14 protein-coding genes and 1 pseudogene are annotated in these 14545 nt (G+C 73.5%); 7 read left to right on the top strand and 8 right to left on the bottom strand.

What is annotated here, in order from left to right:
* Positions 1–7: 7 nt before the first annotated feature.
* A complete protein-coding gene (locus B0E53_RS08255) occupies positions 8–586 on the top strand; it encodes a hypothetical protein (RefSeq protein ID WP_107075465.1) in 579 nt (192 codons plus the stop codon).
* Between the two features lie 9 nt (positions 587–595).
* Positions 596–1027, top strand: coding sequence for a VOC family protein (locus tag B0E53_RS08250; RefSeq protein ID WP_107075464.1), 432 nt, complete (start codon positions 596–598; stop codon positions 1025–1027).
* Here the strand turns inward: B0E53_RS08250 and B0E53_RS39165 are convergent.
* A pseudogene (locus tag B0E53_RS39165) lies at positions 946–1247 on the bottom strand (hypothetical protein); the annotation flags it as partial. The gene B0E53_RS08250 and the pseudogene B0E53_RS39165 overlap by 82 nt on opposite strands.
* A 630-nt stretch (positions 1248–1877) precedes the next feature.
* Between B0E53_RS39165 and B0E53_RS08245 the strand changes: the two are divergent.
* The gene (locus tag B0E53_RS08245) at positions 1878–2429 is read left to right on the top strand and encodes a hypothetical protein (protein WP_107075463.1); all 552 of its coding nucleotides are present in this window, start codon (positions 1878–1880) and stop codon (positions 2427–2429) included.
* Positions 2430–2488: 59 nt separating this feature from the next.
* Positions 2489–3241 carry a hypothetical protein gene (locus B0E53_RS37435; protein WP_210405989.1) on the top strand — a complete coding sequence of 251 codons (753 nt, stop codon included), beginning with the start codon at positions 2489–2491 and terminating at the stop codon, positions 3239–3241.
* Here B0E53_RS37435 and B0E53_RS08235 read toward each other — a convergent pair.
* Positions 3228–3725 (bottom strand): hypothetical protein, encoded by a 498-nt coding sequence (locus B0E53_RS08235; RefSeq protein WP_107075461.1) that lies wholly within the window; start codon positions 3723–3725, stop codon positions 3228–3230. The genes B0E53_RS37435 and B0E53_RS08235 overlap by 14 nt on opposite strands.
* Before the next feature lie 273 nt (positions 3726–3998).
* On the bottom strand, positions 3999–5162 hold the full coding sequence (locus tag B0E53_RS08225) for a hypothetical protein (protein ID WP_107075460.1): 1164 nt from the start codon (positions 5160–5162) through the stop codon (positions 3999–4001).
* A 267-nt stretch (positions 5163–5429) separates the two neighbouring features.
* Here B0E53_RS08225 and B0E53_RS08220 point away from each other — a divergent pair, with 267 nt between their 5' ends.
* Positions 5430–6971, top strand: coding sequence for a gluconokinase (locus B0E53_RS08220; protein WP_107075459.1), 1542 nt, complete (start codon positions 5430–5432; stop codon positions 6969–6971).
* Between the two features lie 46 nt (positions 6972–7017).
* Entirely contained in the window at positions 7018–8535 is a 1518-nt protein-coding gene (locus B0E53_RS08215; protein WP_107075458.1) for an SLC13 family permease, read from the top strand.
* A gap of 37 nt (positions 8536–8572) precedes the next feature.
* On the opposite strand, the gene B0E53_RS08210 is transcribed toward B0E53_RS08215, so the two are convergent.
* The 5 genes from B0E53_RS08210 to B0E53_RS08190 form a co-directional block, all read right to left on the bottom strand.
* The gene (locus B0E53_RS08210; protein WP_107075457.1) at positions 8573–8857 is read right to left on the bottom strand and encodes an antibiotic biosynthesis monooxygenase family protein; all 285 of its coding nucleotides are present in this window, start codon (positions 8855–8857) and stop codon (positions 8573–8575) included.
* Between the two features lie 50 nt (positions 8858–8907).
* Positions 8908–9666 (bottom strand): MerR family transcriptional regulator, encoded by a 759-nt coding sequence (locus B0E53_RS08205; protein WP_107075456.1) that lies wholly within the window; start codon positions 9664–9666, stop codon positions 8908–8910.
* A gap of 154 nt (positions 9667–9820) precedes the next feature.
* Complete coding sequence (locus tag B0E53_RS08200; RefSeq protein ID WP_107075455.1) at positions 9821–10453, bottom strand: hypothetical protein; 633 nt, start codon at positions 10451–10453, stop codon at positions 9821–9823.
* 127 nt (positions 10454–10580) lie between these two features.
* Positions 10581–12857 (bottom strand): EAL domain-containing protein, encoded by a 2277-nt coding sequence (locus B0E53_RS08195; RefSeq protein ID WP_210405988.1) that lies wholly within the window; start codon positions 12855–12857, stop codon positions 10581–10583.
* 142 nt (positions 12858–12999) lie between these two features.
* Positions 13000–13524, bottom strand: a complete 525-nt coding sequence (locus B0E53_RS08190) for an ArsR family transcriptional regulator (RefSeq protein WP_107075481.1) — start codon at positions 13522–13524, stop codon at positions 13000–13002.
* 82 nt (positions 13525–13606) lie between these two features.
* Here B0E53_RS08190 and B0E53_RS08185 point away from each other — a divergent pair.
* Positions 13607–14545 (top strand): S41 family peptidase (locus B0E53_RS08185; protein WP_107075454.1); only part of this gene is annotated, 939 nt, incomplete at its 3' end.

Raw genomic sequence — 14545 nt, 5'->3', positions numbered from 1 at the left:
TCAGGCCATGACCCTCACCGATATCCGGACGCGTCCCGCGTACCCCTGGTTGCGGCCGGTGGCCGTGGCCGCGTCGCTGCTGCTCCTCGGCTACGGCCTGCTCCGCCTGATCGACCGTCTCGACGGGCACAGCGACAAGGGCGCCTGGGCGTGGAACACCGGGCACAGCCTGTTCCTGTTGGGCATCCTCGGCTTCGCCGCGCTGATCGTCGGGCTGCACGGCGTGCTGCGTACCCGCTCGACCCGGCTGCGGGCGGTGGACGACGCGGCCGCACTGGCCGGCCTGGTCGGCGCGGCCGCGTTCGTCTGGGTGATCCTCGGCGACCTGTTCCCGCGCTTCGCCGACGCGGTGCAGACGCCCGACGCGGTGCTGCTCGGCGGGCCGGCGCTGTTCGAGTTGGGCCTGCTGGTGCTGCTGTACCGGGTCGCCGCGGCGCGGCTGCTGCCGGTGTGGGCGCCGGTGCTGGTGCTGGTCGGGTTCGTGGCGATCGGGGTGAACCTGGACCTGTTGCCGGTCGGGGCGGCGCTGGTCCTCGCCGGCCTGCTGCCGCTGCGTCCGGCGCCCCGCCCGGCGCGCATTGGGTAGGGTCCGGGCATGGAGCAGCGGGTCAGCCTCATCACCCTCGGCGTGGCCGACCTGGCCCGGGCCCGGGCCTTCTACGAGCGGCTGGGCTGGCGCGGCCAGGAGGTCGAGGAGACCGTCTTCTTCCAGGCCGGTGGCCTCGCCGTGGTGCTGTGGGGACGGAGCAGGCTGGCCGACGACGCCGGCCTGGCCGACCCGGGCGGGGACGGCTTCGGCGGGCTGAGCCTGGCGCAGAACGTGCGCAGCCGCGCCGAGGTCGACGAGATCCTGGGCCGGGCCGCCGAGGCCGGCGCGACGGTCACCCGGCCGGCCCGGGACACCTTCTACGGCGGGTACGCGGGCTGCTTCACCGACCCGGACGGTCACGTGTGGGAGATCGCCTGGAACCCGGGTTTCCCGCTGGCCGAGGACGGCTCGCTGACCGTCCCCGACCTCGGCGGCTGAGCAGTCAGGTCCAGAAGGTCCGGCTGAAGCCGTGTTGCCGGCGACGCCTGGCGCTGCCCGCCGGTCAGGCTGATTGTGCCGTCGCGGCACTGCACCACCAGCTGCGGCCGGACCAGAAGCCGGGCACGCACTCGAACCAGTCGCAGACACCTGCGGCTGGTTTGCGGATCCGGGAGCCGCCGCAGAAGTCGTACCCGTAGGGGTTGGCCGGGGCGCCGCAGCGGCGTGACGAACCCGGACCACACCGTCGTCTTGGCGCTGAGCAGTCCGAGGACGTTATCGGACGTGGGCGGCGCCGCGCTGTTCGCCACCGAAGGCAGTCGATGAATGGCCGTGATGGTTGGTGACGGGACAACTGTGCCCGGAATGACGGCAGCGGCACTGCGCGCCGCCTGCTTGTCGACGTACCTGCGGCGAGCCCGATCCTTGGCGTGCCCGCGCGCGGGTTGTTCGCCTCGCAGAAGGTGGTGGTCGACGCCGCCTGGTCGATGTCGACCTCCGCCGACCTGGCGCTGCCTTATGTCGACGCTCCCTACCCGCGCGGGTACCGGTTCTCCAGTCGGGTCAGCAATCAGATCATCACGGCGACCATCACGGACGTGAAACCGCGCGGCGGTTCGACGAGGTCGTCTCCATGCGTGGACACCCGGACTCGCTGGCCGCACCGGCGTGATACTGGGCGCCCTGCGCGCAAACCGGCGTGCTCGCTGATCGCGTCATCGGCGCCCTCGGCGGGTAAAGGCCGCCCGCTGCCGCTCCCTCAGCCGGGGGACGGTGCTAGCTCGAAGGAGGGATGTGAGGCCTCACCCGGTTCAAGACGATGACCTCAGGACCGGGGAGAAGGAGAGCCATGAAGCAGTCAACGACGCGTGAGAGTGCGACGCCGACCCCGCCGCGGTGGGCGGTGTGGACTGCGTACGCGGTGCCCCTCTGCGTGCTGCCGTCGGCAGTGTGGCGCGCCACCGGGGTGGTCGACGGCAGTGTCACCATCGCGAACGGGGGATGGTACCTTCTGCTGCTCTCCGGCCTGTCCATGGGATTCGCGCTGCTCACCCTCGGCCTGGTATACCACTGGGGCGAGCGGGTCCCCGGCTGGGTGCCCGGCCTCGGCGGCCGGGCGATCCCGGTCCGCGTGGCGGTGATCCCTGCGCTGATCGGGGCTCTGCTGCTCATCGCGATATGCGCGTACGCCGTGCTCAACATGGCGTTCCACCTTGTCGACCGGGGGCCCGTGCTAATCGGTCGGGGCGACATCGAACGGCCTCCGCCCGGGTCGCGGATCCTGGCACACTACGTCCCCTTGCTCGCGTGGGGGCCAATGGTTCTGGCGCTGACCGCGAACTACTGGCGCCGACGCACCCGGTCCGCCACGACCCTCCGCACCGAGGTAGTCGTCTCATGACGAGGACGCGCGTGCAACCGCGGGTACGTCCGGTGCTGCTGGCAGCAGGATGGGCGGGGGTGGCTTGGCTCATCCTGGTCGCCCCCGGCAACGTGGTCATGCGCCTCGTGTTCGGCATGTTCGACGACCCGTTACTGGTTCGGCAGGTCCTCTTCGCCGCGCTGGGACTGATAGTCGCCCTCGTAACCGGGTACTACGGCCTGCGCACCTCCACCCGTCGACCGGATGCACGCCCCGACGGGACGATCCGTCCCGCGCGGTGGGTCACGGCAGTGACCTGGGCGGCAGCGACGGTACCGCTGCTGGGGTTCGCAGTTCCCCACCTGCTGTGGGCGCTGGGGGTACCGTTCGGCATCACGGGATCGAAAGCCAAGGCGATCGATGCCGCGTCCAGCGCTTCGGTGGTCTTCTGGGGCCTGCTCGTGGCCGGCCCGATGGCGGGAGGCCTACTGACTCTGGGGTTGATCCGGCCGTGGGGCCAGGTCGTTCCGTCCTGGGTGCCACGTGCGGCGGGCCGACGGGTGCCACGCTGGCTTCCCGTCGTCCCTCCCGCAGTGGTGGGCATGTTGGTCGGCCAGTACGGGGCGATGATGTCCGGCTGCCTGGCCCTCGGCTTCACCCGAAGGTGCGCCCCCGACGGGGGCACGGAGGCCCTCGACAGTAACTGGGCACTCTCCGCCACCTACCCGGTCTTCCTGCTCTGGGGCGGCTTCCTGCTCGCTGCCGTTGTCGGCTACGTCCACACCACCCGTGCCAGCGGGCGGCTCGGGTTCGTCGCCAGCCATGAGGGCACGAAGCTCAATCTGCGATGAGCGGAAGCTCGACCGGCTCGGCCGCGGCGCCGGCCGGCGCGGAGTGCTGCGGCGCGGGGCGCGCCGGCAGTCGCGAGTGCCGGTGGTTGCGCACGGCGACTTCGCAGGTGACGAGGCGAACCGGCGCGGGCGGTACGGCGAACGGTCCCGGCCCCCAGCGCACCCAGAGCGCGACCCGGCCGGCGTCGGCCTCGGCGAGCAGCTTCTCCACCGTACGCCGGCGGTCGGTGCGGTCCACCTCGATCACGACAGGACGAGCGGCGGGGCGAGCGAAGGCGACGTCCACGACCGAGTGCCGGTTCTGGTACGGGGCGGGCAGCGGGACGACACTCGCGGCGCGCCGGTACACCCGGAAGCCGTGGGCCTCACCCCATGCGGCAACCGCGTCGACAAGCAGCGCGGTGACCTCGTCGGTCGACCGGTCCGCGAAGGTGAGTGCGTCCAGGTGCGCCGCGAGCGAGGCGGCGAGCGCGTCGTCGTTCACCGTTCACTCCGATTGCCACGCGGGACGACCAGCCCGCTCTCGTAGGCGACGATGATCGCCTGCGCCTGATCACCCTCGGCGTGGCCGACCTTGCCCGCCCCGGGCATTCTACGAGCGGCTCGGCTGGCGCGGCCAAAAGGTGGGCGAGACCGTCTTTCTTTCAGGCCGGCGGCCCCGCCGTGGTGCTCTACGGGCGGAGCAGGTTTGGCGACGAAGGCTTCCCGCTGGCCGAGGACGGCTCGCTGACCGTGCCCGACTTCGGCGGCTGAGCGGTCAGGTCCAGAAGGTCCGGCGGAAGCCCTGGTGGCCGGCGCACGACTCGCGCTGCCCGCCGGTCAGGCTGACCGTGCCGTCGCGGCACTGCACCAGCCAGCCGCGGCCGGACCAGAAGCCGGGCACGCACCCGAACCAGTCGCAGATCCCGGCGTCCGGCTTGCGGATCCGGGTGCCGCCGCAGAAGTCGTACCCGTAGGGGTTGGCCGGGGCGCCGCAGCGGCGTTCCGCGGCCGGCTGGGGCGCGATGCCCCGGGACGGCGTGGTGGTCGGCGCGGTCCGGGTGCGCTGCGGCTTGGGGCCGGGTTTGACCTGGACGGCGGGAGCGATCGGCGGGGGCGCGGGGGTGGCGGTGGCCACCGGGGTGGCGGCGGAGGCCAGCTCCGAGCCGGGGCGCACCGGCGGGTCGGACTCGAAGAGCATCGCCGGCACGATCAGCGCGAGGGCCGCGCCGACCGCCACGGTCCGCCGCCCACCGGGCAGCAACGCGGTGACCCGGGCCTGCGCGGGGGTGAGCACGGCCGGCCGCGCCGGCCGCACCGCGTCGTGCTCCGCGATCAGCTCGTCGAGCTGGGCGACGACCGCGGCGCGCTGCTCGATCGCGTCGGCGAAGGCCAGCGTGAGCTTGAACCGGAAGTCGGCCACCGCGCCGGTGGGCAGCAGGAGACCGGAGGTACGCCGCCGGTCGAGGACCTGGATCAGCGTGACCGGCGCCCCGGGGTCGTGGGACAGCCCGGTCATCCGCCCGTACGTCCAGTCGCGGCGGCCCCGACCGCCGAGCAGCACGAGACGCCGGTTGGTGAGCACGGCGAGCCCGGCGTCGGCGACCTTCACCCCTTCGGGGCGACGCGGGCGCAGCATCGGCGGTTCCGGGTCGACGGTCAGCTCGGGGGCCGGCAGCACGGCGGTGTGCCGGACCTCGACCAGTTGCGCGGCCGGCAGGGTCCAGAAGACCACCTCGCCGGGGGCCAGCTCCATGGGCAGGCCCGCGCCGGCCTCGGTCGAGCCGTGGAAGGACCCGGCGAGGGTACGCAGCCGCCGCAGCTCGTCGTCGCGGCGTCGCCACGCGTCGTCGGCCGCGCGGAAGGCCCGCTGCCGCCGGTCGTTCTGCCGGTGCGCCCACCGGTAGCGCCATGTGGAACCCGTCGAATCAGTCATCGCCACGCCGACTCCTCCGCCGCGCGAGCCCACCAATCGGGGTGTCACTCATGTCAACGGCGGCCCAGGGGTGGCAAGACACGCCAAAGTCACCAATTTGACCGATCGGATGATTGCGCGACACGTTAGGCGGAAACTTTCGCGTCGGTTCACGGCGGCGGCGGCCGCACCCCCGGCGGCCCCACTTCACCATGCGAGGGGGTCGGTGCGTCGGTAACGTCAGCCGCAGGGCGGGACGCGCCGCGACCCCCGGGGACGCGAGGAGGTGCACCGGTGGGTGACCCGGCCGTCGTGGTGGGGGTGGACATCGGCACCACCAGCACCAAGGCGGTCGCGTACGACACCGGCGGCCGGCAGCTCGCCACGCACTCGATCGGCTACCCACTGGAGGAGCCGCACCCCGGCTACGCCGAGCAGGACCCGGTACGGATCTTCGACGCGGTGGTGGAGTCGATCCGGGCGGTGGTCGGGGAGCTGGGCCGGCCCATCGCCGGCCTGTCGTTCAGCACCGCGATGCACAGCCTGATCGGGCTGGACGCCGGCGGCACCCCGCTCACCCCCTCGGTCACCTGGGCCGACTCCCGGGCCGCCGCCCAGGCCGAGCGGCTGCGCGCCGTCCCCTCCGGGCTGGCCATCCACCGGCGCACCGGCACCCCCGTGCACCCGATGGCGCCACTGCCCAAGCTGGTCTGGTTCGCCGAGCAGCAACCGAAGCTGCACGAGCGGGTCGCGCACTGGGTCGGCATCAAGGAGTACGTGCTGCTGCGGCTGGCCGAGGCACTCGTCATCGACCACTCGGTCGCCTCCGCCACCGGCCTGATGGACATCTACCGGCTGGCCTGGGACGCCGAGGCGCTCGGCATCGCGGGGATCACCGAGGAGCAGCTCCCGCAGCTCGTCCCCACCACCCACGTGCTGCCCGGGCTGACCGCCGAGGCGGCCCGGGCCACCGGCCTGCCCGCGGACACCCCGCTCGTGGTGGGCGCCGGCGACGGGCCGCTGGCGAACCTGGGGCTCGGCGCGGTCCATCCCGGCGAGGTGGCCTGCTCGATCGGCACCAGCGGGGCGATGCGGGTGATGGTGGAACGCCCCGGCGTCGACCCGCTCGGCGGCGTCTTCTGCTACGCCCTGACCGAGCACCGCTGGGTGGTCGGCGGGGCGATCAACAACGGCGGGATCGTCCTTCAGTGGGCCAACGAGGCGCTCGCCCCCGAGCTGGGCGAGCACGCCGAGGAGGAGCTGCTCGACCTGGCCGCCCGGGCACCGGTCGGCTCCGGCGGTCTGATCATGCTGCCGTACCTGCTCAGCGAGCGGGCACCGCACTGGAGCGCGCTGCCCCGCGGCGCGTACGTCGGGCTGACCCACGGGCACGGCCGGGCGCACCTGGTCCGGGCCGCGCTGGAGGGGGTCTGCCAGCAGCTCGCCCTCGTCCTCGCCTCGGTCCGGGCGGCCGGCAACGAGGTACGCGAGGTCCGCGCCAGCGGCGGCTTCGCCCGCAGCCCGCTGTGGCGGCAGATCCTCGCCGACGCGCTCGGCCTGCCGGTGCGCTTCCCGGCCGGGCACGAGGGCTCCAGCTTCGGCGCCGCGCTGCTCGGCATGCAGGCGCTCGGCCTGATCGAGTCGATCGAGGTCGCCGCCGACCTGGTCCGCATCGAGGAGACGGTCCGTCCGGATCCCGCCTCCGCCGCCACGTACGCGGCCCTGCTGCCGCTCTTCTCCGAGCTGTACGACGCGCTCGTCCCGACGTTCGCGTCCCTGCGGCGGCTGGCTCCGAGCCTGCCGCCGGAACCACCACCCACCGCTCCTCCCCAGTGATCGCCCGTACCGGAGGCACGGACGACTACCGAAGGTCGTGATTGCCGTGGTCACACTGCTCGCCGCACCGGCGGAACCGCTCACGAACGCCGGTGACACCCAACTCGTCATCGCCGCCCTGCTCGGCATCGCCGCGGTGGTGGTGCTGATCGCCTGGGGCAAGGTGCACCCGTTCCTGGCGCTGATCCTCGGCGCGGCCGTGCTCGGCGTGGTCGCCGGGGTCAGCGCCGACAAGATCGTCACCTCGTTCAGCGGCGGGGTCGGTTCCACCGTCGGCGGCGTCGGCCTGCTGATCGCGCTCGGCGCCATGATCGGTGGCCTGCTCGCCGAGTCCGGCGGCGCCGACAGCATCGTGGAACGGGTGGTCGGGCGGGTCTCCGGCGGCGCGCTGCCCTGGGCCATGGCCGGTGTGGCCGCGCTGATCGGGCTCCCGCTCTTCTTCGAGGTCGGCGTGGTGCTGCTGGTGCCGATCGTGCTGCTGGTCTCCCGCCGGGTCGACGTGCCGCTGATGAAGCTCGGCATCCCGGCGCTGGCCGGCCTGTCGGTGCTGCACGGCCTGGTGCCGCCGCACCCCGGCCCGCTGGTCGCGATCGACGCGCTCGGCGCCAACCTGGGCCAGACCCTGGCCCTGGGACTGCTGGTGGCGATCCCCACGGTGATCATCGCCGGCCCGGTCTTCGGCAACTTCATCGCCCGTCACGTGCCGGCCACCGCGCCGGAGGCGCTGCTGCCCACCCGACGGCCGCTCGCCGCCGGCGCGGAACGGCGGCCGACCCGCCCCGGCCAGGGCCGGCTCGACGCCGACGGCGACCTGGTCACCGAGGACGACCTGGTCAACCCGGGCGCCGGCCGCCCCGGCGCGCCGATCGAGGAGCCGGTGGGTCCGCGCGCCCGCCGCGAGCCGGCACTCTGGGCCGCCGTGGTCACCGTGCTGCTGCCCGTGGTGCTGATGCTGCTGCGCGCGATCGGCGAGCTCACCCTGGCCGAGGACACCGCCGGCCGCAAGGCGCTGGACATCGTCGGCACCCCGATCGTCGCGCTGCTGGCCGGCGTCATCTTCGCGATGATCTTCCTGGGCTACCGGACCGGGTTCAGCCGCAACCAGGTCTCCGGCTTCCTGGGCGGCTCGCTGCCGCCGATCGCCGGCATCCTGCTGATCGTCGCCGCCGGCGGCGGCTTCAAGCAGGTGCTGGTCGACGCGGGCGTGGGCAACCTGGTCGCGGACGCCGCCAAGGGCGCGAACCTGTCGCCGCTGCTGCTGGGCTGGCTGGTCGCGGTCGGCATCCGGGTGGCCACCGGCTCGGCCACCGTCGCCACCATCACCGCCGCCGGCATCGTCTCGCCCCTCGCGGCCACCCTTCCGAGCACCGAGGTGGCGCTGCTGGCGCTGGCCATCGGCTGCGGGTCGCTGTTCTTCTCGCACGTCAACGACGCCGGCTTCTGGCTGGTGAAGGAGTACTTCGGGTTGACCGTGGGGCAGACCATCAAGAGCTGGTCGGTGATGGAGACGATCATCTCGGTGATCGGCTTCGCCGGCGTCCTCCTGCTCGACCTGTTGTTCTAGCGGGCGCTGGTCGCGCCCGGCCGGCGAGGCGCCCGGGTCAGGGCGCCTCGACGCCGGAGATGCGGAACTTGTGCACCTCGGCGCCGAGGATCATCGCCCCCTGCTCCCCGTCCGGGCCGGAGCCGCGGAAGTCGAGCAGTTGCTCGTCGGACTCCCACCGCTCGTAGACGTTGATCCGGCCCGGCTCGACCAGGTCCGCGCTGACGGCGAAGTCCACGCAACCCGGCGCCGAGCGGGCCGCCCGGACGACCTCCACGCAGGAGGCCAGGTAGGCATCCCGCCGGGCCGGGTCGACGTAGAGGGTGCCGGCGACGATGAACACAGGACCTCCCGCGGGTGAGCTGTCCGGCCCATCCTGGCACCCCGGCCGGGTCAGGCCCGGCTGATCGCGTTGGCGTGGATCGCCTGGTTCAGATAGGCCGCCATCCCGGGCCGGATCGTCTCGAAGTACGCGGTGAACCGTTCGTCCGCCACGTACATGTCGGCCAGCCCGGTGTGCATCTCGAGCGGGCAGTCGTACCACCACTGGGTGATGAGCTGCCGGTGCTCTTCGGCCAGCGCCATCGCCTCCGGCCCGTCGGCCGGCGCGCCGGAGTCCATCAGCGCGGCGAACCGCCGGCCCCAGTCCTCGTTCTGCTCCTTGTTGCGCAGCCAGTCCTCCTTCGAGTAGCGGCCGGCCCGCTCCTGCGACTGCCTGTACGCCTCGGTGTCGCCCCAGCGCCGCTCGACCTCGTCGGCGTGCTCGTCCGGGTCGAAGTCTCCGAACACCTCGAACCGCTCCTCCGGCGTCAACTGGATCCCCAACTTTCTCGCCTCCATCGCTCGCTCGATCGCCGCCACCATCTCCTGGAGCTTGCCGATCCGCCCGGACAGCAGCTCGTGCTGCCGGCTCAGGTGCGCCACCGGGTCAGCGGCCGGGTCGTCCAGGATCTCGGCGATCTCGTCCAGCGGGAAACCCAGCTCGCGGTAGTACCGGATGAGCTGCAGGCGGTCCAGGTCCGCGTCGTCGTAGCGGCGGTAGCCCGCCGGTGTCCGCCCGCTCGGCCGCAGCAGCCCGATCTCGTCGTAGTGGTGCAGCGTCCGGACCGTCACCCGGGCCGCCCGCGCCACCTGACCCACCGTGTACGCCATGGTTTCCCTCCCTTCCGCGACCAAGGCTCCCGCCTCCCGTTGCGTGAGGGTCAAGCCCGATTCTGCGGCCCGCACGACCCGGCGGCGCACGGAACGGCGATCGCCCCCGGTCTCCCGAGGGGGTGCGGGAGGCCGGGGGCGATCGGGGACCGGGTCAGGCGGTGACCCGTTCCCTCTCCGGGGCGGCGAACGTCTCGCTGGCCGGGGTGCGGAAGGCGTGCATCAGGCCGGCGACCGAGAGCAGCAGGAGCAGCGCCGCACCGAGGTACATGGCGAGGGCGCCCTGCTCGGCCTTGCGGCCGAACTCGCTGAACCCGTACGAGGTGAGCAGCAGGCCGCGCAGCGTCTCACCCTTGAACACGGTCTCCCGCTGGGCGCTGACGTCGGCGAGCTGCTTCTGCAGGTCGGCCAGGTTGGCGGCGTTGGCCTGCTGGGCCTGGGCCACCTGCTCGCGCAGCGCGGTCTGCGGCGCGCCCAGGTCTGCGTACGTCTTGCCGCCGCCGATCGACGTGAGGTGCAGGCCGATGTACTCGTTTGCGTAGCACTCGGCCTGCTTGCCGGTGGTGAGCGGCTGGCCGGCGTACTCGCGCAGGCACCCCGACTTCTTCTCCTCGTCGCTCAGCTTGTCGGCCGGCGTGAAGCTGATGTGCTGGGCGGCGAGCTGGTCGTGCACGTAGTGGTTGGCGAAGTTGGCGTTCGTCGTCAGGACGACGCCGACGACGAGCAGCAGGACCGCGAGGCCCAGCCCGCCGATGCTGAACAACAGGTCGAGGGTCCGTCGCTTCATGTCCGCTCCTGAATGGATGGTGTCTCCGTTGCTTGCCGACACCATCGTGGCGGTGAGCGGGGCACCACCAGCAGGGCCGAACCCCCTGTCCTGCCCGGGACCTTCGGCCCGGTGCGGGCCGGGCCGGTCAGCGGGCCGCGTCGACCGGGGTGAGCGCGTGCAGCAGCTCGGACAGGGCGACCGGGCGGCCGTAGCGCCAGCCCTGGCCGTGCAGGCAGCCGATCGCGGTCACCGCGGCGTGCTGGCTGCGGGTCTCCACGCCCTCGGCGACCACGGCCAGGTCGAACGCGCCGGCCAGCCGGTTGATCATCTCGACCGTGGCGTACGCCCGCGCGTCGTCGGCGTCGAGCCGGGACACGAACGACCGGTCGATCTTCAGTTCGGTGGCCGGGATTCGGTGCAGGTAGCTCAGCGAGGAGTAGCCGGTGCCGAAGTCGTCGATGGCGATGCGGATCCCCAGGTCGCGGAGCTGGGTCAGCCGGTCGAGCACCGCCTCGCTCCCCTCGATGAGCGCCGACTCGGTGAGTTCCAGGGTGAGCGCGCGGGGCGGCAGGCCGGCCGCGCCGACCGCCCCGGTGACCGTGGCGATCAGGTCGGGCCGGCGCAGGTGGGCAGCGGCGATGTTGACGGCCACGGTCACCTCGGGCGCCTGCTCCCGCCAGGTGGCCGCGGCCCGGGTCGCCTCGTGGATCACCCACCGGTCGATGGCCAGGATCAGCCCGGTCTCCTCGGCCAGCGGAAGGAACCGCGCCGGGGGGAGCACCCCGAGCCGGGGGTGCCGCCAGCGGACCAGCGCCTCGGCGCTGCGTACCGTGCCGGTGGCCAGGTCGACGATCGGCTGGAACTCCATGAGCAGCTGGCCCTCGTCGACCGCCCGGCGCAGGTCGGCGATCAGCTCGGCCCGGGTCACCGCCGACTCCCGCAGCTGGGGTGTGCAGGTCCGGTACGCGGACTTGCCGGCCGCCTTCGCCGCGTACATGGCGATGTCGGCGTCGCGGAGCAGGTCGGTGTGGGAGGCGTGCTGCGGGCCGTACTCGGCGATGCCGATGCTGGCCGACGGGTGCACGCCTACGTCCTCCTCGCCGGGCAGCGGTTCGAGGGCGGCGAGCAGCCGGACGGCGAGCCGCTCGGGCGGCACCGGCCGGTCCCCGGCGACCAGCACGGCGAACTCGTCGCCGCCGAGCCGCGCGATCATCCCGTCGGGGCCGGTCGCGTCCCGCATCCGGTCCGCGATGGTGCTCAGCAGCCGGTCCCCGGCGGCGTGCCCGAACCGGTCGTTGACCTGTTTGAACCCGTCGAGGTCGAGGAGCAGCACGGCGACCGGGCCGTCGGCGCGCAGGGCCCGGCGCAGCCGCCGGGTGAAGGTCAGCCGGTTGGGCAGGCCGGTGAGCTGGTCGGAGTAGGCGAGCCGGCGCAGCCGGGCGACCAGCCGCAGGTTCTCGTTGGCGGCCAGCCCCTGGCGCAGCGCGAGCACTCCGAGCAGCGCCATCATGCCGATGAAGATGAGGTGCGGGGTCTGCCCGGTGGGCTGCCGGGAGAGCACCACGGCGACGATCGCCCCGCCCACCGGCAGGTACGGCAGGGCGACCCGCCACCACGGCGGCAGCGGCGACTCGCCGGTCTCCTCCTCCCCCTCGCAGGCCGGCGGCGGGTAGCGCGTGGCGAGCCCCATGAGCAGGTAGCTCAGCGGCCAGCAGACGTCGATCGGATGACCGGGGGCGTAGCTGCCGTGCGCCACGAGGGAGACGTAGCCGGCGTCGGCGGCGGCCCGGGTGGCCAGGCCGACCCCGATCAGGGTGAGCGCCCGCCACATCGGCCGGCCCGGCCCGGCGACCGCCACCAGAATGGTGAGCTGCATCAGGTCGAGCATCGGGTAGAGCAGCCCGAAGGTGCGCAACGGATCGGCCAGGTCGGCGTCGGCGAGGTCGCGGAACACCACCACCCAGCCGATCGGGATGAGGGCCAGCCCGACGATCACCCCGTCGAGCAGGGTGCGGGCCTGCCCGACCAGGCTGCGCGGCGCCGCCAGGGAGCAGAGCAGCGCGGCGGTGCCGGTGACGATGCCCGCGGTGAACAGCCCGCCGACCAGCGGGGTGTGCGGCAGGCCGTGCCCGCCGAGCCGCTCGACCGTCCACACCGTCCGGCCGAGCGCCGCGAGGATCATGGTGGCCGCGAGCAGCGCCCAGAACCGGCGCAGCGGGGTCGGGTGCCGCCTGGCCACCCTCGCGCAGGCCACCGCCGCCCAGCTGGACACCGCCACCGCGCCGAGGTCGCTGAGCAGGGCTGCGCCCGGCAGGCCGCCGACCAGCCACACCGCTTCCCCGAGTACGACGAGGGCGGCCGCGACGAGCCCGACACGGCCGGAGAGCGGGCGACGGGCCGGCGCCACGGCGGCGAGGCTCACGTCCTGCTGCGGTACAACGATTCGCTCCGGCTCTCTCTCAGACGTGCACCCTCGACAGTGAGGACCGGTTGCGGACGGCGAACGGCGAACGGCGCAAGCCTAGTCAGCGCCCGGTGCCGCCGCCAGAGCCGACCGGCGTCGGTCACGACCCCGGCGGGCGGGGGTCCGCCGGGTCGGGGCGGCGGTAGAGGGAGACCAGGACGCCGTACCGGGGCTGGTCCGGGCCGGCCTCCTCGGCCTCCCCGACAAGGGCGTCCAGTGTTGCCCGGAGCCGCTCGGCCTGGGCCGGGGTGAGCCGCAGGTGGCGCAGGTGCAGCAGCGGGTCCGGGTCGCCGGCCAGTTCCTCGGCGACCGCGCCGAACAGCGCGGTGGTGGCGCCGGCGTCGACGGTCTCGCCGACCAGCCGGCGGAAGGCGCGCTCGTGGTACTGCTCGGTGCCGCCGCGCACCTGGCGGGTGTGCGCGATGCGGACCATGCCGGCCTCGGTCAGCACCTTGAGGTGGTGGGCGACGGTGCCCTTGGCCGCACCGAGCCCGGTGGCGAGCTGACTGATGGTGGCCGGCCCGGACCCGAGCGCGAAGAGCAGCCGGTGCCGGAACGGGTGGGCCAGCGCCTTGAACTGGGCCGGGGTGCGGACCTCCAGCGGTTCGCCGATCTCGTCGGTCACCACTAAAGCGTCCAATTCTCTTGACGCTTTGTCAACCGGGCTGCTCTACTACCGGCAACCACAGTGAAGACGGGGGCGGGACATGCGCCAGGACGAGATCACCGACATCATCGAACGGGCCGGGAAACTGGTCGCCGAGCAGTACGTCTTTCCCGAGGAGGCCGGCCGGATCGCCGCGCACCTCGGCGACCGGCTCCGCGCGGGGGCGTACGCGGAGGTAGCCGACGCGGCGGCGCTCGGCGCGCTGGTCACCACCGACCTCCAGGCGGGCAACGGCGACCTGCACCTGCGGCTCAAGCACCACGAGACGCCGCTGGCCGACACCGCCGACGACCCGGCCGAGGAGCACTTCGCCCAGCTCGCCGCGCTCACCATGGGCGGCGTGGCCCGGGTGGAGCGGCTGCCCGGCAACGTCGGGCTGCTGGAGATCACGCCGTACCTCTTCCCGCCGCACCTGGCCGGCGACCTCGTGACGGCCGCGCTGCGGCTGCTCGCCGGCACCGACGCGCTCCTGCTCGACCTGCGCGGCAACCGGGGCGGCAGCCCCGACATGGTGGCCCTGGTCTGCGGCTGGTTCTTCGCCGAGCCGACCCACCTGCACACCATGCACGAGCGGGCCGGGACCACCCACCAGTACTGGAGCGCCGCCTGGCTGCCCGTGCCCCGCTACGCGCCGGACAAGCCGGTGCTTGTGCTGACCGGCCCGGAGACGTTCTCCGGCGGCGAGGAGCTGGCGTACGACCTCCAGCAGCTCGGCCGGGCCACCGTGGTCGGCGAGCGGAGCCGGGGCGGGGCGCACCCGCGGGTCGGGCACCGGCTGCACCCGCACCTGGAGCTGACCGTGCCGGTGGCCCGGCCGGTCAACCCGGTCAGCGGCACCAACTGGGAGGGCTGCGGGGTGGCCCCGGACGTCGAGACGCCCGCCGGGGCGGCGCGCGACGTCGCGTACCGGAGGGCGTTGGAGCGCCTGCTCGCCGCGGACCCGGGCCGGCCGACGGCGGCCGAGGCGCGCGAGGCCCTG

This window comes from Micromonospora sp. MH33 (assembly GCF_003013775.1).
In the GTDB taxonomy this organism is placed as follows: domain Bacteria; phylum Actinomycetota; class Actinomycetes; order Mycobacteriales; family Micromonosporaceae; genus Micromonospora; species Micromonospora fulviviridis.
Note: the sequence above shows the minus strand (reverse complement) of the source record. Positions and strands in the feature narration are given on the sequence as shown.

Excerpts from the sequence above, each read along its gene's own strand:
- B0E53_RS08255 (WP_107075465.1), top strand. The coding sequence starts at position 8 with ATGACCCTCACCGATATCCGGACGCGTCCCGCGTACCCCTGGTTGCGG.
- B0E53_RS08250 (WP_107075464.1), top strand. The coding sequence starts at position 596 with ATGGAGCAGCGGGTCAGCCTCATCACCCTCGGCGTGGCCGACCTGGCC.
- B0E53_RS08245 (WP_107075463.1), top strand. The coding sequence starts at position 1,878 with ATGAAGCAGTCAACGACGCGTGAGAGTGCGACGCCGACCCCGCCGCGG.
- B0E53_RS08205 (WP_107075456.1), bottom strand. The coding sequence starts at position 9,666 with ATGGCGTACACGGTGGGTCAGGTGGCGCGGGCGGCCCGGGTGACGGTC.
- B0E53_RS08200 (WP_107075455.1), bottom strand. The coding sequence starts at position 10,453 with ATGAAGCGACGGACCCTCGACCTGTTGTTCAGCATCGGCGGGCTGGGC.